General features: G+C 69.8%; 17 protein-coding genes. 6 read left to right on the plus strand and 11 right to left on the minus strand.

The annotated features are described in order from the left end of the window. Positions 1-2 precede the first annotated feature (2 nt). From C1927_RS12270 to C1927_RS12280, 3 genes are read left to right on the plus strand one after another with little or no spacing between them, the layout of a single operon-like run. Positions 3-2234 (plus strand): DUF802 domain-containing protein, encoded by a 2232-nt coding sequence (locus tag C1927_RS12270; RefSeq protein WP_108746840.1) that lies wholly within the window; start codon positions 3-5, stop codon positions 2232-2234. Next, the gene (locus C1927_RS12275; protein ID WP_108746841.1) at positions 2231-2869 is read left to right on the plus strand and encodes an OmpA family protein; all 639 of its coding nucleotides are present in this window, start codon (positions 2231-2233) and stop codon (positions 2867-2869) included. Before C1927_RS12270 ends, C1927_RS12275 begins: the two co-directional genes overlap by 4 nt. Then, positions 2859-3239, plus strand: a complete 381-nt coding sequence (locus C1927_RS12280; protein WP_108746842.1) for a DUF2894 domain-containing protein — start codon at positions 2859-2861, stop codon at positions 3237-3239. Before C1927_RS12275 ends, C1927_RS12280 begins: the two co-directional genes overlap by 11 nt. A 142-nt stretch (positions 3240-3381) precedes the next feature. On the opposite strand, the gene C1927_RS12285 is transcribed toward C1927_RS12280, so the two are convergent. The 10 genes from C1927_RS12285 to C1927_RS12330 form a co-directional block, all read right to left on the minus strand. After that, positions 3382-3828 carry a transposase gene (locus C1927_RS12285; RefSeq protein ID WP_079222117.1) on the minus strand — a complete coding sequence of 149 codons (447 nt, stop codon included), beginning with the start codon at positions 3826-3828 and terminating at the stop codon, positions 3382-3384. A 148-nt stretch (positions 3829-3976) separates the two neighbouring features. Then, the gene (locus C1927_RS12290) at positions 3977-4735 is read right to left on the minus strand and encodes a 2,3-dihydro-2,3-dihydroxybenzoate dehydrogenase (RefSeq protein WP_079222118.1); all 759 of its coding nucleotides are present in this window, start codon (positions 4733-4735) and stop codon (positions 3977-3979) included. After that, complete coding sequence (locus tag C1927_RS12295) at positions 4726-8613, minus strand: non-ribosomal peptide synthetase (protein WP_108746843.1); 3888 nt, start codon at positions 8611-8613, stop codon at positions 4726-4728. Before C1927_RS12295 ends, C1927_RS12290 begins: the two co-directional genes overlap by 10 nt. Further along, complete coding sequence (locus tag C1927_RS12300; protein ID WP_079222120.1) at positions 8610-8867, minus strand: phosphopantetheine-binding protein; 258 nt, start codon at positions 8865-8867, stop codon at positions 8610-8612. Before C1927_RS12300 ends, C1927_RS12295 begins: the two co-directional genes overlap by 4 nt. Then, a complete protein-coding gene (locus tag C1927_RS12305) occupies positions 8867-9499 on the minus strand; it encodes an isochorismatase family protein (protein WP_108746844.1) in 633 nt (210 codons plus the stop codon). Before C1927_RS12305 ends, C1927_RS12300 begins: the two co-directional genes overlap by 1 nt. Further along, a complete protein-coding gene (locus tag C1927_RS12310; RefSeq protein ID WP_079222122.1) occupies positions 9499-11148 on the minus strand; it encodes an AMP-binding protein in 1650 nt (549 codons plus the stop codon). Before C1927_RS12310 ends, C1927_RS12305 begins: the two co-directional genes overlap by 1 nt. Further along, entirely contained in the window at positions 11145-12338 is a 1194-nt protein-coding gene (locus C1927_RS12315; protein ID WP_079222123.1) for an isochorismate synthase, read from the minus strand. Before C1927_RS12315 ends, C1927_RS12310 begins: the two co-directional genes overlap by 4 nt. After that, a complete protein-coding gene (locus C1927_RS12320) occupies positions 12335-13531 on the minus strand; it encodes an MFS transporter (RefSeq protein WP_079222124.1) in 1197 nt (398 codons plus the stop codon). The genes C1927_RS12315 and C1927_RS12320 overlap by 4 nt, the downstream gene beginning before the upstream one ends. 121 nt (positions 13532-13652) lie before the next feature. Next, positions 13653-13964 carry a DUF3817 domain-containing protein gene (locus C1927_RS12325; RefSeq protein ID WP_079222125.1) on the minus strand — a complete coding sequence of 104 codons (312 nt, stop codon included), beginning with the start codon at positions 13962-13964 and terminating at the stop codon, positions 13653-13655. A gap of 107 nt (positions 13965-14071) precedes the next feature. Further along, complete coding sequence (locus C1927_RS12330; RefSeq protein ID WP_079222126.1) at positions 14072-15013, minus strand: TIGR03571 family LLM class oxidoreductase; 942 nt, start codon at positions 15011-15013, stop codon at positions 14072-14074. A gap of 55 nt (positions 15014-15068) precedes the next feature. Here C1927_RS12330 and C1927_RS12335 point away from each other — a divergent pair, with 55 nt between their 5' ends. Beyond that, on the plus strand, positions 15069-15518 hold the full coding sequence (locus C1927_RS12335; protein ID WP_079222127.1) for a GNAT family N-acetyltransferase: 450 nt from the start codon (positions 15069-15071) through the stop codon (positions 15516-15518). A gap of 18 nt (positions 15519-15536) precedes the next feature. Here the strand turns inward: C1927_RS12335 and C1927_RS12340 are convergent, their stop codons facing one another. Next, on the minus strand, positions 15537-16298 hold the full coding sequence (locus tag C1927_RS12340; RefSeq protein ID WP_079222128.1) for an SDR family oxidoreductase: 762 nt from the start codon (positions 16296-16298) through the stop codon (positions 15537-15539). A gap of 37 nt (positions 16299-16335) precedes the next feature. Between C1927_RS12340 and C1927_RS12345 the strand changes: the two genes are divergently transcribed. Together C1927_RS12345 and C1927_RS12350 are read left to right on the plus strand one after the other, a co-directional pair. Next, positions 16336-17301: a LysR family transcriptional regulator gene (locus C1927_RS12345; RefSeq protein ID WP_079222129.1), complete on the plus strand. Its 966-nt coding sequence runs from the start codon at positions 16336-16338 to the stop codon at positions 17299-17301. 132 nt (positions 17302-17433) lie between these two features. Continuing rightward, positions 17434-18957 carry a thioredoxin family protein gene (locus C1927_RS12350; protein WP_108747841.1) on the plus strand — a complete coding sequence of 508 codons (1524 nt, stop codon included), beginning with the start codon at positions 17434-17436 and terminating at the stop codon, positions 18955-18957. Positions 18958-19382: the final 425 nt, after the last annotated feature.

Here is a 19382-nt window from a genome sequence, read left to right on the forward strand (position 1 = left end):
CCATGTCCAGAACTGCTTTCCATGTCGTTGTATTCCTTGTCGGCCTGCTGGCCGTGTGCTGGATCGGCATCGGCTACGTGGCGGTGCACCCGCTGGGCGCAGCCGTGGCGGCGATCATCGCGGCCTGCTACATCGCCGGCGGGGTGGAGCTGTACCGCTACCGCCAGGCCAGCAACGGGCTGCGCGCTGCACTGAACGACCTGGGGACGGCGAAGGAATCGCTGGCGCCGTGGCTGGAGCGCGTGCCGGTGGGCCTGCGCAATGCCGTTCGCCTGCGCGTGGAAGGCGAGCGCACCGCCCTGCCCGGCCCGGTGCTGACCCCTTATCTGGTGGGCCTGCTGGTGCTGCTGGGCATGCTCGGCACCCTGCTGGGCATGATGGACACGCTGCGCGGCACCGGCCTTGCCCTGCAGAGCGCGACCGACATGGCCGCCATCCGCGGCTCGCTGGCCTCGCCGGTGCAGGGCCTGGCCGTAGCGTTTGGCACCTCCATTGCCGGCGTGGCCAGCTCGGCCATGCTCGGCCTGCTGTCGGCACTGCTGCGCCGCGACCGGCTGCAGGTGGTACAGCAGCTGGACCGCGCCATCGCCGGTGAGCTGCATCCGTATTCGCAGGCCTGGCAGCGCGCCGAGTCGCTGCGCCTGCTGCAGGCGCAGTCGTCTGCCCTGCCCGCGCTGGTGGACCGCCTGCAGGCGATGACCAGCGCCTTCGAACAGCACAGCACGGCGGCCAACGAGCGGCTGCTGGCCGGACAGTCCGAGTTCCTCACCCAGAGCCAGGCCCTGCAGGAACGCCTGGCGGTTTCGCTGCAGCAGTCGCTGCGCGAAGGCGCCGAAGCCAGTGCGGCCGCTATTGGTGGCGCGCTGCAGCCGATGGCCGAAACCACGCTGGCCGGCCTGGCGACCCATGGCCAGGCCCTGCATGCGCGTGTCGAGCAGGCCGTGCAGCAGCAGCTGGCCGGCCTCAATGATGGCTTCGAGCGCAGCCGCGTTGCCACCGAGGCGAGCTGGGCCAAGGTCGTAGCCGAGCAGGCCCGGGCGCAGGAGGCGCTGGTGGCCGATCTGCGCCAGCACCTGCAGGCGTTCAGTGATGGCCAGGGCACACAGGCCGAAACGCTGATCGCCCGTATCAGCGATCGCCTGCAGGCCGATGCCGCCGACACGGCCGAAGCATGGCGCAGCGCGGCCGAGCAGCAGCACACATTGAACACCACGCTGCTGGAACGCCAGCAACAGTCGCTGCAGGCGGTGGGTGCACAGCTGGACACGCAGGCACAGGCACTGCTGCTGGCACTGGACGAGCGCCACGCCGCTGGCCAGTCGCTGCTGCAGGACCACGAAACGCAGCGCTCGCAGGACTGGCAGGCGGCACAGGCTGCCGCCGCCAGCGCTCATGCAGAACTGCAGGCGGGCCTGGATGCGCGCGAGCAGCAGCGCCAGGCGCGCTGGGATGCGGTTTCCACGGAACTGCAGCAGGCGCACATGGCCCTGCAGTCGCAGTTGCAGGCTGGTGATGAGCAGCGCCTGCAGCAGTGGAGCAGCGCACTGGAAGCCATCGCGCAGGGCCTGGCCGAGCGCCAGCAGCAGGTCTGCGCGACCCTGGCCAGCACGGCGCAGCAGATCGGCGAGAACGGTCGCGCACAGGCCAGCGCCACTCTGGCAGAGGTCTCCACCTTGCTGCAGACCGCCGCCGACGCCCCCAAGGCCGCAGCCGAGGTCATCAACGAACTGCGCAGCACCCTGTCTGAAAGCCTGGCGCGCGACAATGCCATGCTGGAAGAGCGCGGCCACCTGCTGGCCACCGTGCAGACCCTGCTGGAAGCGATCAACCACGCTTCGCACGAACAGCGCACTGCGGTGGATGCACTGGTGGGCGGCTCGGCCGAGCTGCTGGAGCGCGTCGGCAGCCGTTTCACCGACCATATTGCTGCCGAGACCGGCAAGCTCGACGGCATCGCCGGCCACCTCAGTGGCAGCGCAGCGGAGGTCGGCCAGCTGGCCGGCACCTTCGGCGCCGCCGTCGAACAGTTCGGCGCCGCATCGACCGAACTGTCCGGGCGCCTGGAACAGATCGGCGGCGCCCTGGACGCCTCGCTGGCCCGCAGCGACGAACAGCTGGCCTACTACGTGGCGCAGGCACGCGAGGTGGTCGACCTCAGCCTGCTGTCGCAGAAGCAGGTGATGGAAGAACTGCAGCAGCTGGCCACGCGCCGTGGCAAGGCCGGTAGCGCATGAGCGACGAACTGGAGGTCGACGGCGGCTCGCACGCCCCGATCTGGGCCGCATTCGGCGATCTGATGTCGGTGCTGCTGGGCGCCTTCGTGCTGATCCTGGTCGGCGTGGTGGCGGTGCAGCTGGAGCTGTCGCAGCGGCTGGACCAGGAAGTAAAGCAGCGCCAGGCCGAGGCCAAGCGCCTGCAGACGCTGGAACAGGCGCTGGCCGGCCCCCTGGCCGCCGGCCGGGTTACCCTGGTGGACGGCCGCATCGGCATCAGCGGCAGCGTGCTGTTCGCGCTCAACTCGGACCAGCTGCAGCCGGAAGGCCAGGAGCTGCTGCGCAGCCTGGCGGCGCCGCTGGCGGCGTACCTGGGCTCGCGCGAAGAAATCCTGATGGTCAGCGGCTTCACCGATGATGCGCCGATCCGCGATGGCAACCGCCGCTTCGCCGACAACTGGGAATTGTCCGCGCAGCGTTCACTGACCGTGACCCGCACGCTGATTGCCGACGGCGTACCGGCCGATGCCGTGTTTGCCGCCGCATTCGGCAGCGAGCAGCCGGTCAGTTCCAATGCCGATGAAGCCGGCCGCGCGCGCAACCGCCGCGTGGAAATCGCGCCGATCCCCAAGCCGAAGGCCGCTGATGGCACGTAAGCCATCCTCGCCGCTGGAAGGCCTGCGCGGCCTGGTACGCGACCTCGACGCCGGCTCGCGCAGCCTGCGGCATTACCCGCAGGTGCCGATGCTGGACCAGGTGCGCCGCGAGTGGTCCGAGCTGCGCAGCGAACTGCAGGTACGCCGCTCGCTGCGTGCCGAGGCACCCGCCGATGGCGGTCCGTTGAACTCGGCGGTGCTGGTGCAGCGCATGCTGGACATGATGCAGGCCACCAGCCCCGGCTACCTGCGGCACTTCATCGACTACATCGACACGCTGTCCTGGCTGCAGGCACTGCAGGACGGTGCCGCCAGCGGCGGCGATGCCGCAAAGCCCAAGCGCATCCGCAAGCCCCGCACCGGCGTCTAGGCCGTTGCCTCGGTAGTGCCGGCCGCTGGCCGGCAGCAGCTCACGATCACGCACCTCGCTGCGGTTGCCGGCCAGCGGCCGGCACTACCCCGCCCCGCGCTGCAACAGTGAGCGCCGTGGTAGTGCCGGCCGCTGGCCGGCATTAGGTCCACATCGACCACGCGTGCGGATACTCGCCGATCTGCCTGGCGAGACCGGCCCGGATCGGGTTCCCCAGGATGTACAGCGCCTGCTTCACCAGCGACTCCTCGGCTCTCACCGCGTGATCAAAATACCCTGACTGCCATACCGTACTGCGCCGGTCAGCCAGTCGATTCAGCGCCAGCGCGCTGGATGACTTCAGCCGGCGGGCGATGTCAGCAAGCTCCGACGCCTGCAGCTGGAACATCCAGTGCACGTGATCCGGCATGACGACCCAGGCGAACGACCGCACCAGCCCCTTCTCTTCAATGTATCGGAACTGCGCGATGACGCAGGCTGCCGCCGCCGCGCTTTCAAAGAGGCGGCGGCGCTGCTGGGTGGTCGTTGTCAGAACGTAGGCCTGGCCAGTGATCGAGCGGCGGCCGAGGCGGAGGCGATGGCTGCTCATGGCACATCATGGGCCAGGCAGTTGAGGGATGAGCGTCGGGGTCTGCCGTGACGGAGGTTCGGAATTGTCTGGAACTGATCGGGGTTGCCGGCCAGCGGCCGGCACTACCAGATCGCGATTGCCGGCCAGCGGCCGGCTCTACAGGCGCTCAACCGCGCAGGGTGGCGCCGCCATCCACGTACAGGTCACTCATCGCCACGTGACCGGCCTGTTCGGACAGCAGGAACATCACCGAATGGGCGATGTCCTCCGGCGTGGCCAGCTTGCGCAGCGGGATGCCGGCCTTGTAGGTATCCAGGTTGCCTGCAATCACCCGCTCGGCGCCGTGCGCGTCTTCCCACATGCCGGTCTGCATCGGCGTCAGCGTCGATCCGGGCGCGACGATGTTGCAGCGGATGCCCAGTGGTGCCAGCTCCAGCCCCAGGCAGCGGCTGAACATGGTGGCAGCGGCCTTCGACGCCGCATAGGCGGCCATGCCGTGGCGGGGCACGCCGGCCGCATTGGAACTGACCGTGACGATCGCGCCCTGGCGCCGTGGTGACATCACCCGCGCCAGCGCGCGGCCGACATGGAATACGCCATCGGCGTTGACCGCGAACACGCGCCGCCAGTCCTCATCGCCGGTCGTAGCCACTTCGCCCACATGCAACACGCCGGCCACGCTGGCGGCCAGCGCGATTGGGCCCACGCCCGCCTCCACCTGCTCCACCAGCGCATCCACCGCCGCGCTGTCGGTCACGTCCAGCGCGAATGCCCGTACCCGCGCATCCTGCACGGCTGGACGCTGGTAGTCCGTCGCCACCACCGTGCACCCTGCATCGGCCAGCAGCCGTACCAGGGCCGCGCCGATGCCACCGGCCGCGCCGGTCACCAGCGCCACGCGTCCTTCAAAACCGCTCAGCTGCATGTTGCGATCTCCTGTTGTTCATCCCACTGCCGCAACCGCGTCGACAACCAGGGCGCCAGCTGCGCCACCGCATCGCGGCCAGTCAGTTCGGCGTGCAGGAACGGCAGCTCCAGTGCCTGCACCCTGCGTGCATGGGCCATCCACAACGCCGACTGCAGCTGCGGCCGCGCCTGGTGGTCGCGCCCCGCGCGCACATGCACCAGCGTGCCATCAAAGGGCCGATGCTGATGTTCGCGGATCAGGCGATTGGTGCCGGTCACCGCACGCACCACGCCATCGAGTACCACATCCGGCAGGCTGCCCAGCGCGCTGCCACCACGGCGCAGGAAGGCGAGGATGCGCTCGCGGCTGTCCAGTTCCGGATGTGCGTCGGGGTCATGGCCGGCGATGGCCAGCAACGCACGCAGCGCGGCGATGGCATCGGGCTCCGGTTCAGCCCGCCAGCATTCACTGGGATACGCATCGAGCAGCACCAGCTCACCCACTTCGCGGCCGATCTCGTGCAGGCGCACCGCCATGGCCTGGGCGAGGATGCCACCCACCGACCAGCCCAGCAGGTGTACCGGCCCCTGCGGCTGCAGGGTGGCGATGCGCTGCACGTAGTCGTTTGCCATCACTTCGATGCTCGACGGCATGGCCTGCCGTGGGTCCAATGCCGGCGACTGCAGGCCATGGACCGTACGCGCCGGCTGCAGCGCTCGCGCCAGCGTCCGGTAGTTCCAGGCGATGCCGCCGGCGGGATGCACCACGAACAGCGGCGGGGCGGCGCTTTCCGCCGTCGCCAGTGCGATCACCGGCCCCAGCCCGTGGTCGGCCGACGCTGGTGGCTCGGCGATACGCGTGGCCAATGCGGCCACCGTCGGCTGCGCGAACAGCGCGCCCAGGCCCAGGTCGCAGCGCCAGCGCTGTTCAATGGCCAGCAGCAGATGCACCGCCGAGAGCGAATCGCCACCCAGGCTGAAGAAGTCCGCGTCCACGGCAATGGGCGTCGTGCGACCGAGCGCCTGTGCGAACAGCGCTGCCAGCTCATGCTCCAGCGGCGTGCGCGGCGCCAGTCCGCCGGCGTGCTCTTCCGGCGGCTTCGGCAATGCGCCGCGGTCCAGCTTACCGTTCGCCGTCACCGGCCAATGATCCACGCCGACGAATGCAGAGGGCAGCATGTAGTCCGGCACGCGCGTGGCCAGATGGCTGCGCAGCACCGCTGCATCGGCAAATGAAGACGGCACGTAGGCGACCAGCCGCGCCTCGCCCGGCGCATCCTGCCGCAGCAGCACTTCCACCCGGTCCATGCCAGGCAGTTCGCGCAGCGCAGCCTCGATCTCGCCCAGCTCGATGCGCAGGCCGCGCAGCTTCACCTGGTGGTCGCTGCGGCCCAGGTACTCCACCGCGCCATCGCCGCGCCAGCGCGCGACGTCACCGGTGCGATAGATGCGCTGCCCGGGCAGGAACGGATCGGCCAGAAAGCGCTCGTTGGTCAGGTCGTCGCGGCCCAGATAGCCGCGCGCCAGCTGCACGCCGCCCAGGTACAGATCACCGGCCACGCCGACCGGCAGCGGCTGCATGCGTGCATCCAGCACGTACAGGCGCGTGTTCCATACCGGGAAGCCGATCGGCACCGGCCGCGAGCGATCGCCGGCACTGGCCGGCCACCAGCTCACATCCACCGCCGCCTCGGTCGGCCCGTACAGATTGTGCAGTTCCGCATGCACCCGGCCGTGGAAACGGTCGCGCAGCGTGGCGTCCAAGGCCTCGCCGCTGGTGAACACGCGGCGCAGGCGCAGGCCCTCCGAAGCCGGTGCCGCGAGGAAGGCATCCAGCATCGACGGCACGAAGTGCGCGGTGGTGATGTCATGGCTGCGGATCAGCCGCGCCAGCTCGCTCGGGTCGCGGTGCGCATCCGGCCCAGCCAGCACCAGGGTGGCGCCGCACAGCAGCGGCAGGAAGAACTCCCACACCGACACGTCGAAGGTGGCCGGGGTTTTCTGCAGCACGCGATCATCCGCGGCGAACCCGTAGTGCTCGCGCATCCACAGCAGGCGGTTGACGATGGCCTGGTGTTCGATCACCACGCCCTTGGGTTCACCGGTCGAGCCAGAGGTGTAGATGACATAGGCCGCATCGCCCGGCGCCGGATCGGCCCACGGCGCGGCGAAGCTCAGTGCGGTCCACTGCGAAGGCGGCAGCAGCGTGACATCGCCCAGCCGCGCCTGCACGTCGGCCTCGGCCAGCACGCAGGCCGGCCGCGCCGATGCGAGGATGCGCGCCAGCCGTTCATCCGGGTGGGCAAGGTCCAGCGGCAGGTAGGCGGCACCGGCGCGGAGTACGCCCAGCAACGCGACGACCAGCTCAAGCGAGCGCGGCAGCGCTACCGCGACAATGTCACCAGGGCGTATGCCCATCGCATGCAGCTGCGCGGCCAATCCGAAGCTGCGTGCTTCCAGCGTGGCGTGGTCCATCGTGGTATCGCCGAACACCAGGGCCGTCGCCTGCGGATCGCGATCCATGCCCTGCTGCAGCAGCTGCACCAGGGTGGTCGCCGGCAACGCGTGGTCGGTGGCATTGAAGCCGTGTACGGTGCGCTGTGCCTCGTCCGGCGTCGCCAGCGGCACCTGGCAGATGTCGTCCGCCTGCAGTGCCGCTGACACGAAATGCTGCAGCCGCGCGGCGTGCGCCTGCACGTCATCCAGGCTGTAGAGCGCCGGATTGGCTTCGATCTCCAGATCCAGCAGCGCCTGTCCGTCGCCACGGAAGCCCAGGGTCAGGTCATCGACCGGGCCGGTGCACAGCACCTCCAGCGTGGCCTCAACGCCGGGCAACGCCAGCGGCTTGTAGAACGGCTGCACGTTCACCAGCGGGCCGTGCAGGCGCTGCTGCACGCCCACCAGGCCGAGATCACGGCGCATCTGCTCGCCCCGGTAGCGACCCTGCCTGCGCCCTTGGCTCAGCTGCCGGCCGATACGGCGCGAGAAATCCTCGACGCTGCCCTCGCCCGCCGCCACCCGCAGCGGCAGTACGTTCATCACCATGGCCGGCACCCGCGCCGAGGCATTGCCCAGCCGTCCCATGTAGGGCACGCCCAGCACGACCTCCTCGGCGGCACTCATCCGCCGCAGGTACTCGGCCGACAACGCGGCCAGCACGTCCGGCCACGGTTGCAGCCAGCGCACCGACGTCTGCAGCAGCAGGTCGCGGAACGCGGCATCGAGTGGCTGCACCCAGCGCAGCGCATCGCTGCCCGCGGCCGCCGTACCGGCCAGGCCCGCAGCGGCCGGTGCGCCCCGCAACTGCTCGCGCCACCACTGGCCCGCCTGCTCGCGACGTGCATCACTGCGGTAGGCGGCATCATCGGCCAGTACGCCCGCCAGCGGCGGCAACGGTTCACCGCCGCGGCCTGCGTGCAGCGCACACACGCGATCACTGAACAACGCCATGCCATAGCCATCGGCAGCCAGGTGGTGCACGCGCAGGTACCAGACCCAACGCTGTCCGCCCAGATCAAACAGCACCTGCTGGCTGATGCGGTCGCGGGTGGGGTCCACAGGCGCCAGCCGGTCGGCCTGCATCGCCGCCCGCGCCGAAGCGGCGGGATCGGCGTCCGCGGACAGATCGTGCAGTGCCAGCAGCGGCACGTGGGCCGCGTCATGCCACTGCAGGGGCTGTCCATCCTCGCCCTCGGCAAAGCGCAGCGCCAGGGCCTGCGCCTCGGCGGCGGCCTGGTTGGCGGCGGCCACGAAGGCGGCCACGTCCAGCGCGCCCTCGATCCATACAGCATGGGCCGTATTGAACGCGGGATTGTCCGGCGCAAGGCGCTGGGCGAACCACAGGCCCGACTGCGCCTCGGTCAGCGCCACCGGCGTGGCCAGCCCCGCAGCGGTCATGCCCGCTGCGCCGCCTGCAGCGTCTGCACCACCGCCCACCACTGGCGCAGCGTGCTGTGCTCGGCCAACTGCGAGAATTCCAGCGGCAGGCCGGTGTTGCTCCAGGCCAGGACGAGGCCGAGCATGCGCATCGAATCCAGGTCCAGGTCGATCAGGTTGTCGTCGTCGCCGATGTCGGCCGGCGCACAGTCGAGCACGCGGGCCACGTCGGCCCGCATGCGTTCAAGGTCCAGCACGTCGTTCGTCGTAGTCATCACAGCACCTCCAGCAGCTGATCGGTGGTCATCGGCACGCCACTGGTGCGTGCGATCCAGTGCAGGGCCTGGTCATGGTCCGCGCGCGAGAAGTCGGCCACCGCATCAGCGGCGATGAAGGCTTCGATGTCGCGCTGGAAGGCTTCGGCCACCGTGGCCGTGCAGCCGATATGCGCATACACACCGGTGACCAGCAGCTGGCCGCGGCCACGCACGCGCATCAGGGTTTCCAGGTTGCTGCGCTGGAAGGCGCTGTAACGATGCTTGACCAGCACGTGTTCGCCAGCCTGCGGGGCCAGCGCATCGATGATCGGCTCATGCTCGTCGCTGCGGCGCATGCCCGGGCCCCACAGGTCCGCCTGCAGGCCGCGGTCGCGCCGGTCCTGGTCGCCATGCTGGGCGGTGTAGAACACCGGGATGCCATGTGCGCGGCAGTGCGCCAGCAGGCGCGCGATGTTAGCCACCGCTGGCTGCAGCGGCGCGGCGTCGGCGTCGAACGCGGCGAGGAAGTAGCGTTGCATGTCATGCACCAGCAGCGCGATGCGATCACGCTGCGGGCGCCACGGGCCGCGCGGTGCCGGCAGTTCGGCGGCGGTCGGCAAGGCGTACGGGGTAATGCGGGGCAGCGCCATCAGCGCGTTCCTCCTGTCTGTTGCAGATGACGCGCGCGCAGCTGCGCACGCAGTTCACGGCGGCTGATCTTGCCGACCGCCGTGGTATCGAAACTGTCCACGAACACCACCTGGTCGGGCACCTTGAATGCCGCCAGACCGCGGCCACGCATCCACGCCTTCAGCGCGGGGCCCTTGATCGGTTCGCCCTGCTGGATGACGAAGGCGCAGCTGCGCTCGCCCAGGTAGTCATCGGGAATGGACACCACCGCCGCGTCGAACACCGCGGGATGGGCCAGCAGGTGGTCCTCGATCTCCTCGGCGGAGATCTTCTCGCCGGCACGGTTGATGTGGTCACCCGCCCGGCCCTGCACCACCAGGTAACCGCCCGGCAGCTGCTGCACGCGGTCGCCGGTGCGATAGAAGCCATCGTCGGTGAAGGCCCGTGCGTTGGCCACTTCATCGTTGTGATACGCGCCGATGGTGTACGGGCCACGGGTCAGCAGATGCCCCACCTCGCCCTCGGCCACGGGCTGGTCGTGATCATCGACCACGCGCACCTCGTCATCCGGGCTGATCGGCCGGCCCTGGCAGGCCACGATCAGTTCTTCAGGGTCATCCAGCCGCGTGTAGTTCACCAGGCCCTCGGCCATGCCGAACACCTGCTGCAGGGTGCAGCCCAGGCCATCGATCACCCTTCGCGCCGCCTCCGGCACCAGCTTGGCACCGCCCACCTGCAGCACCTGCAGGCTGGACAGATCGTGCGCGCTGGTGGCCGCCGCCTGCGCCCACAGCAGCGCCAGCGGCGGCACCAGGCCACAGCAGGTCACGCGTTCGCGGGCGATCAGCGGAAACGCCGCATCCGGGCCCGGGCCGGGGCTGAGCACCACGCGGGCGCCGGCGTACAGCGCGCCGAAGAACCCCGGCGAACTCATCGGGAAATTGTGCGCCGCCGGCAGTGCCACCAGGTAGACGCTGTCGCGGTCGATGCCGCAGATCGCGTTGCTGGCGCGGAACGAATAGATGTAGTCGTCGTGGGTGCGCGGGATCAGCTTGGACAGCCCGGTGCTGCCACCGGAAATCTGCAGGAACGCCACCGATTGCGGGTCCGGGTCGGACGGCAGATGGCTGCGGTCACCCTGCAGCGCGTCCAGTGCGATGAACCCGTCCGCCTCGCCATCGATCACCACGCGCGCGACGGCGGGTACTTCCGCCTGCAGCGCGCGCGCCAGGCCACGATGGTCGAAGCCCTCGTGCACATCGGTGGTGATGTAGGCGCTGGCTTCGGCCTTGCGGGCGAAGTGGACCAGCTCGGTGAGGCGGTGGGCCGGCAGTACGTACACCGGCACCAGTCCGGCACGGAACAGCCCGCATACGGTGGTGATGAAACCGGCGGTGTTGCCCAGCTGCACCAGCACCCGGTCACCCGGCTGCAGGCCCTGCCCCAGCAGGCCGGCGCCGATACGCCCGGCTTCGTGCCACAGCTGTGCGTAGCTCAGGCGTACGTCACCGGCCACCACCGCGATGTCATCGGCGTACTGCTCTGCGCGCTCGCGCAGGAAGGCCGGGAAGGTCTCGCCGCGCCAGTGGCCGGCAGCGCGATAGCGTGCAACGCGCGCTTCGGGCCAGGCCTGCTGCAGCGGCAGCCGAGGGGATTCAATGGGGTTCATGGCTGGGGCTCGATCAGGGCCGCCGGGTCGTGCACACCCAGGGCGTTCAACAAGGCAGTGAATTTCGCGCCGGTCTCGGCTGCTTCAGCCTGCGGCTGCGAGTCGGCGACGACGCCGGCACCGGCGAACAGGCGCAGCTGCGTGCCCTGCAGGCGTGCGCAGCGGATGGCCACGTACCAGTCGCCGTCACCCTGCGCGTCCAGCCAGCCGACCGCGCCGGCATAGAAGCCGCGTGGCACCGGCTCCAGTTCGCGGATGCGCTGCAGCGCGGCCTGTCGCGGGGTTCCGCAGACCGCAGGCGTCGGGTGCAGTTCGGCCAGCAGCGTGGCGGCGGGCGTCGATGCATCCTTCAGCGTTGCATGGATGCGCGTGCCCAGGTGCCACATGCTGGCGGTAGCGTGCAGCACCGGCTGCGCCTGTGCCTCGACACGACGGCACCAGGGGGCCAGGCCGTCGACGATGGCCTCGACCACGTGGCGGTGTTCATCGTGGTCCTTGCGCGAAGCCAGCAACGCCTGGGCCACGCACTGGTCCTCGGCCGGATCGCTGCTGCGGCGGGCAGAGCCGGCCAGCGGATGCGACAGCACCTGAGCGCCGCGCTTGCGCAGCAGCAGTTCCGGTGTCGCGCCGACCAGCCACGCCGGCGCCTGCCCGGGTTCGACCGGCAGCGGCACGGCATAGGTTGCCACCGAGGGATCGGCACCCAGGCGCGCCAGCAGCGTGTCCGGCGCAAGTGGCTGCTCGGTGTGCGCCACCAGGCTGCGCGCCAGCACCACTTTGCGCAGCGTTGCCGACGGTGCGCGCATCGCCTCCACGGCCGTCGCCACGGCAGCGGCGTAGGCCTGCGCAGTCGGCTCGGCTGTCAATGCCCCGCGCAGGGCGGGCGCGTGCAGAGGCGCCACGTGCAGCCCCGGCAGTACGCGTTCGGGCTGGTACAGCGCATCGTCCGCACGCGGCTCGAACGGCACGGCGCCCAGCAACAGCCCCGGACCACCCCGCTGCTGGGCAAAGAAGGCCTGCACGCGTTCGGCCAGGCTGGCCAGCGCGCCGGTCGGCAGGCTCGCGCGGCAGCCGCGTGCGTGGATCTGCTGGTCGGCGTGCTGCAGCAGGAACAGCGCAGCTTCGTCAGTGTGATGGGCAGGCGTCGGCGCAGCGTCCGGCCACGCGCCCTGCATCAGGGAATCGTTCATGCGGTCTCCTTTGCGCGATGGGCCATGGCCAGGCCGCACAGCAGCAACAGCAGCACGCCCACCAGCAGATACGGCAGGCTGGCGCCTGCGCGGTACAACACCGTGCCCAGCATCGGGCCGGCCACCATGCCCAGCCCCTGCGCGGCGGCGACGGTGCCGGCGGCCGCGCCCTGTTCGTGTGGCTCTACCGCATCGGCGGCCAATGCCTGGAAGGACGGGAACACGAACCCCATGCCGACCGCCGCCACTGCGTAGGTGGCCGGCAGCTGCCAGGGCTGCTGCACCGCCGCCACCGCGGCAAAACCCAGCCCCGCAATCAGGGCGCCGATGATGATCCAGCGGCGCGGATGCACCTCCAGCTTCATTACCAGCACCTGCGCCAGGATCAGGCCCACGCCGACGGCGGTGAGTGCGATGCCGGCCATGCGCGCGCCCGCAGCGGCATCCAGCACGAAACGATCAATGGCGAAGAACCCCACGGTGACCTGCGCGATGGTCACCGAGACCATTGCCAGGAAGGCCGCCAGCTGCGGCAGGCGCAGGCGTGCATCCAGCCGCGACATCGGTGCGCGCGCACGCGCCTGTGCAGCGGCCACCGGCGGCGTGGCCGGCAACCGCCAGGCGATCAGCGCCAGCGACAACAGCGGCAGCAGCGCCGCCACGTACAGCGCGAGGGAAAGGTTGCGGTAGGCCAGCCAGCCCGCAGCAGCCGGGCCCAGCACCATGCCCAGCGCATTGGCGCTGCCCAGCCGCGCCATGAACTGCGCTCGCTGGCCGGTGGGGGCCTGGTCGGCAATCAACGCCGCCGCCGTGGGCGGGACAGCTGCATAGAACAGGCCGATCAACCCACGTGCGCCGACCAGCACGAGTACCGAGACCAGCACGGGCGGAACCACCTGCAGGGCGACGTCAATGAACACCGCCAGGCCGATGTAGATCACCGTGTAGGCAGCCATGGCCAGCAGCAGCACGCGCTTGCGGCCGATGCGGTCACTCAGCCGTCCCCAGGGACGGGCGGCCAGCATCCACAGCACGCCAGCGGCGGTGACCGACAGGCCGGCGTGCCATTCGGACAGGCCGAGCAGGCGCACCACCGGCCCGATCACCGCCACGAACGACATCATCGCCATGGTGCCGATCAGGGCGGCAAGGACCAGGGCCGGCAGACCGGCGACGACGGGACGTGCATGCATGGAACACCAGCCGTTTCTAAAGAAGGCGCCGCCCCGGCAGGGGTGATGGCATCCTCAAATGATAACGGCTCGTATTTGCATTTGATACCCATTCGCTTGAACGCATAGGTAACGCAGCGTCTCAGCGCAGGCTGCGCAGTTCCAGCAGGCCGCGGCGGCGGAACCACCATTCCAGCGGCAGGGTGACCAGCGGCGGAATGGCCGCCAGCAGCGCCAGCGCACTGGCCCACCACGGCCAGCGCAGGCGGACGGCGGCAAACAGCGTCACCGCCACGTAGACCAGGAAGGCCGCGCCATGCAGCGGACCGAACACTTTGACCAGGGCGACGTTCTCATAGGGCCCGTACTTGAGCCACATGCCGGCCAGCAGCCCGGCCCAGGTGAGCGCTTCGATGAAGGCGACCACGGCGAAGACACGCCCGGTCGGATGCATGGGATTACGTCGGGTCACGCGCAGCTCCGGCAGCAGGATCAAACGCGAATGATACGCAGATGCACGCGTTTACCGGTAGCGCCGGGCCACGCCCGGCGAATGCGCGATCAGGCAGCGTGTCCGCCGAGGTCGACACCCACCGCAGCGATCTCGCGCAGCACCTCGTCCACCGGCCGCCCATTGCTGACCAGGTTGAACATCACATGGCCCACGCCCTGGGCATGCACGCGCTGCAGGTAAGCCCGCAGACCATCGCGGCCCACCTTCAGGCCCAGCGGCAGCGCTTCTGCCGGGGCGCGCGGATCGGCCTGCAGGTCCAGCAGCATCGACTGCACGAACGGCTTGGCTGCACCACCGCCCTGCGCCAGCGCCTGCTGCCACAGCTCGATGCGCCCTTCCTGCGCCGCTTCTTCGCGGTGGTAGGTGGCCCAGCCCTCCGCTTCGCGGGCGATCCACTGCAGGCTCTGCCGCGCCGTGCCGACCACCAGCATCGGGATGCGCGCGTGCGGCGCTGGCAGCACGTCGAATCCACCGCTCACGTCGCGCACGCGCGCCCGCTCGGCGTCGTCCGGCGACACCGCCGCACGCAGCACTGCCCAGCGCTCGCGGAACGTGACCGCCCTGCCCTCCAGGTCTTCGCCGAACGCCGCGAACTCCTCCGGCCGATCACCCGAGCCCAGGCCGAGCACGAATCGCCCACCGCTGATCCGGTCCAGGCTCAATGCCGCCTTGGCCACGTGCAGTGGATGCCGCAGCGGCAACACGATGGCCGCGCTGCCCAGCGCAATGCGCGTGGTGGCACCGGCCAGCAGCGCAAGCCAGAGGAACGGATCATCCAACGCGCTGGTTGTCGCTTCCGGCCCCTGCGGCACCATCAGCGGCACATCGCGGGTCCACAGCGCAGCAAAGCCGAGATCGTCGGCCAGGCGCGCGATGCGTTGCGCTTCCGCAACGTCGGCAAGGCCGTTCACGGCGACCGGCGTCATCAGCCCCAGGCTCAGGCCGCGCTGTGGGAATACCCGGGCATGGGCCGCATTGAAGTGGTTCATGCGGCGAGCTTATCGTGTGCAATGCACCCGCACGTCATCATGGAAAGAACACTGCATGCACGCCATCCGCCCCGCCCGCCCCGACGATCTGCCCGCCATCAGCGCGATCTGCATCGCCGCCTTCGACGCTGCCGTCGCGCCGTCGCTCAGCGCACAAGGCGTGCAGACCTTCATGCAGGTGGCTGCCACCGGCGCATTCGCCGAGCGGCTGCAGGGTGACAACCACATCCTGGTGGCCGAGCAGGACGGCACCCTGGTTGGCGTGGTCGAACTGAAGGAAGGCCGCCACCTGGCGATGCTGTTCGTTGATCCTCGCTGCCAGGGCCAGGGCATCGGCCATGCCCTGTTCCGCGCCGTCCTGCCGCTGCTGCGCGCACCGGCGATGAGCGTGCGCGCCTCGTTGAATGCGGTGCCGACTTACCAGCGCTACGGCTTCGTGATCGACGGCGAGGCCGGCGAGTTCAACGGCCTGGTCTACCAGCCGCTGAGCCTCGCCGCCCCATGACGCGCCGCCCGCGGGCGGTCAGACGAACATGCCGCCAGAGGCTTCCACGCGCTGGCCGTTGACCCAGGCCGTGGACGGCGACAGCAGCGCCACCACCACCGGACCGATGTCGTCGGGCAGGCCGGGGCGACCCAGCGCGGTGATCGACGAGACCATGGCGTTCACCTGCGCGTTGTCACGCACGTGGCCGCCACCGAAATCGGTTTCGATCGCGCCCGGCGCCAGCGTGTTGGCGCTGATGCCGCGCGCACCCAGCTCCTTGGCCAGGTAACGGGTGAACACTTCGACACCGCCCTTCATCATCGCGTAGGCCGAGCTGCCCGGCAGCGAGAAGCGGGCCAGGCCGCTGGAGACATTGAGGATGCGGCCACCATCCGCGATCAGCGGCAGCAGTGCCTGGGTCAGGAAGTACGGCCCCTTCAGGTGCACGGCCACGGCGTGGTCGAACTGCGCTTCGGTGGTCTCGGCGATCGGTGCGTACAGCGCTTCACCGGCATTGTTGAGCAGGCCCTGCAGTGCGGTGACACCCCACGCCTGCAACGCGTCACGCAGCTGCGCGGCGAAGGCCGGGAACGCCGGACTGTCGGCCATGTCCAGCGGCAGCGCCAGCGCACGGCGGCCCAGCGCCTGTACCTGCTGCACGACCTGCGCAGCGGCGTCGGCCTGCGAGCGATAGGTGATCACGATATCGGCACCGTCGGCCGCCAGGGCCAGTGCCGCATTGCGGCCAAGGCCGCGGCTGCCACCGGTGATGAGGACGACGCGGGAAGGAGAAGTCATGGCGGGCACCTGTCTGGGAGGAAGTGTGGCCAGACTATTGGGATTGCCTACACGCATAAATCGCGCGATCCTGATTTTACTGTTCAAGCCAGGCGAACAATCGATGGACCGCCTCGACACCCTGCGCGTCTTCCTGCGCGTCACCGAACTGGGTTCGTTCACCCGCGCCGCTGACAGCCTGGGCCTGCCCAAGGCCAGCGTCTCCCAGGCCATCGCCCGGCTCGAAGCCGAACTGGGCACGCAGCTGCTGCACCGGACCACCCGCCGCGTGCATCTCACCGCCGACGGTGCCCAGCTGCAGCAGCGCGCGCACGACCTGCTCGACGACATGGACGAACTGCAGAACCTGTTCCGGCGCGAAACCAGCGAACTCAGCGGCCGCCTGCGGGTGGACATGCCCGGCGGCATGGCCCGCAACCTGGTCATCCCGCAGTTGCCGGCCTTCCTGGCCCTGCACCCGGGGCTGGAGGTCGAACTGAGCGCCACCGACCGCCGCGTGGACGTGGTGCGCGAAGGCTTCGACTGCGTGCTGCGGGTCGGCACGCTGGACGACAGCAGCCTGATCGCGCGCCCCCTGGGGCAGATGCGCATCGTCAACGTGGCCAGCCCGGGCTACCTGGCCGCCCACGGTACGCCGCGCGAACTGGCCGACCTCGACCAGCATCGGCTGGTGCATTACGTGGGCACGCTGGGCCAGCGTTCGCCCGGCTTCGAGTACTTCGATGGCCAGCGCTACCGGACCTGGCCGATGCGCGGCGCGCTCACGGTCAACAGCGCCGACGGCTACAGTGCCGCCGCCCTGGCCGGCCTCGGCATCATCCAGGTGCCGGAAATGGGCGCACGCGAGGCGCTGAATGACGGACGCCTGGTGGAAGTACTGCCCGACTGCCTGGCCGAACCGATGCCGGTGAACCTGGTCTATGCGCAACGCCGCCACCTGCCGCGGCGGGTCGAGGCATTCATGACCTGGCTGGCCGGGCTGCTGGCAGTGGAGATGCGGTAGTGCCGGCCGCTGGCCGGCAGCTGCGGCGCCGTAGCCCCGGCATATAGCCTCCTGCAAGCCGGACATAAGCAAACTGCATCAGTAATGGCGGGCGGCGTTCCTACAATGGCGCTTCACTCCCGTTCCTTCGAGATGCTGCCGATGCGCGCTGCCCTTCCCCTGTTGCTGCTGGCCACCGCGCTGAGCGCCTGTTCCCCCGCGCAGGCACCGGTAGCGAGCGCGAAGGCCGCCGAGGCCGCGCCGACCACGGCCATTGCCTGGCGCCAGGGCGATGTCGACGATGCATTCAACGAGGCCGCCGAAACCGGCAAGCCGGTCCTGCTGTACTGGGGCGCAGTGTGGTGCCCGCCCTGCAACCAGCTGAAGGCCGGCCTGTTCAAGGATCCCGCCTTCATCGCCCTGACCGGCAAATTCGTGCCGGTCTACCTGGATGGTGACGAGGAAGGTGCGCAGGCCTGGGGCGAGCGCTTCGGCGTGCGCGGCTACCCGACCCTGATCGTGCTGGACCCGCAGCGCAACGAGATCATCCGCGTGGCCGGCGGCAACGACGCGGCCGAACTGACCCGTACGCTCACCGTGGCCGCCAGCCGCCGCAGCGCGGTGGCCGAGACCCTGGCCACGGCCTTGTCCACGCCAGGCAAGCTCGGCGCCGAGGACTGGCAGGTGCTGGGTGACTACGGCTGGGAAGTGGATGCCAACCGCCTGGCCGGCCAGCGCAAGGCCGACGACGTGCTGCGCCAGCTGGCCAAGGCCGCCCCCGATGCCGCCCTGCAGCGTCGCTTCGCCCTGTTGGCGCTGGCCACCGCGGAGAAGCCGACGACGCCGCCGACCGAAGTGCGCGAGCTGCTGCAGGCGGTGCTGGCACAACCCACCGAAGTGCGCCGCAACCGCGAGCTGCTGGGCTATGCGGGTGCTGCACTGGTGAAGCAGGCGAGCGCAGGCCCGGCCAGCAGCAACACGCTGGGCCAGCAGTTGCTGCTGGCGCTGGACCGCGCCGATGCCGAGCGTGGCAATCGTGCGGACGATGCACTGTCGCGTGCGTTGACCGAAGTGTCGCTGGCCCGCCAGCAGCAGCCCGAAGGCGCGCTGCCTGCGGCGCTGGTGCAGCGGGTGAAGCAGCGGGTGACCGCCGCCGATTCCGCGGCCACGGATGCGCATGCGCGCCAGGCCACCATCAGCAGCGCGGTCTATGCCCTGCGCGAAGTCGGCGACGACGCCGGTGCCGAGAGCCTGCTGCTGGCCGAGTTGAAGCGCAGCGAGCAGCCCTACTACTACATGCCCGAACTGGCTGAGCTGGCCGAGAAGCGCGGCGACACGGCGGGGGCACTGGAGTGGTTGAAGCGTGCCTACGAAGGCGCACAGGGCCCAGCCACGCGGGTGCAGTGGGGCGTGCTGTACGTGGAGGGCCTGCTGCGCCTGGCCCCCGACGATGCACCGCGCATCGAGCAGGCCACCGACGCGTTGATTGCCGAGCTGCAGGCACAGCCGTCGGGCTACCACCAGCGCACGAAGCAGCGTTTTGAACGGCTGGCGGTGCAGCTGAAGGCCTGGGGCGGCAAGCACCAGGGTGCGGACACACTGGCGCGGTTGCAGCAGCGCATGCAGCAGGCCTGTGGCGAGCAGATCGACAGCGCGTGCAAGGGCTGGTTGAGCTGAGTGTGATTTGAAAGCGCTGGCGGGTTGGTGCGATGCCCGGCGCTTCTGTTGATACGAGGGGGAGGGGGCGGGGGCCGCTGGTCAGGACACGCAAAAGCCCCTCCATGGTGCTCGATGGCGCCATCCATGGCGCCAACGGTCCTGCCCAGCGGCCCCCGCCCCCTCCAGACAGTTTCCTGCGAGCGCGGGCAGCGCATCACCTCGCCGGTGAGGATTCGGGTAGTGCCGGCCGCTGGCCGGCAATCACGGATGGCCGAGTTGCCGACCAGCGGCCGGCACCTGGCGGCTTTGCCTTTGCTCTTGCCTTTGAATCCGCCTCCGCGCCGGCGCATGAAACTGTCCGGCAGGGGCGGATGGGGCAGCGCAGGACCGTTGGCGCCATGGATGGCGCCATCGAGCCCCCATGGATGGGTTTACGGCGTGTC

It is taken from the genome of Stenotrophomonas sp. ZAC14D1_NAIMI4_1, assembly GCF_003086775.1.
GTDB lineage: Bacteria > Pseudomonadota > Gammaproteobacteria > Xanthomonadales > Xanthomonadaceae > Stenotrophomonas.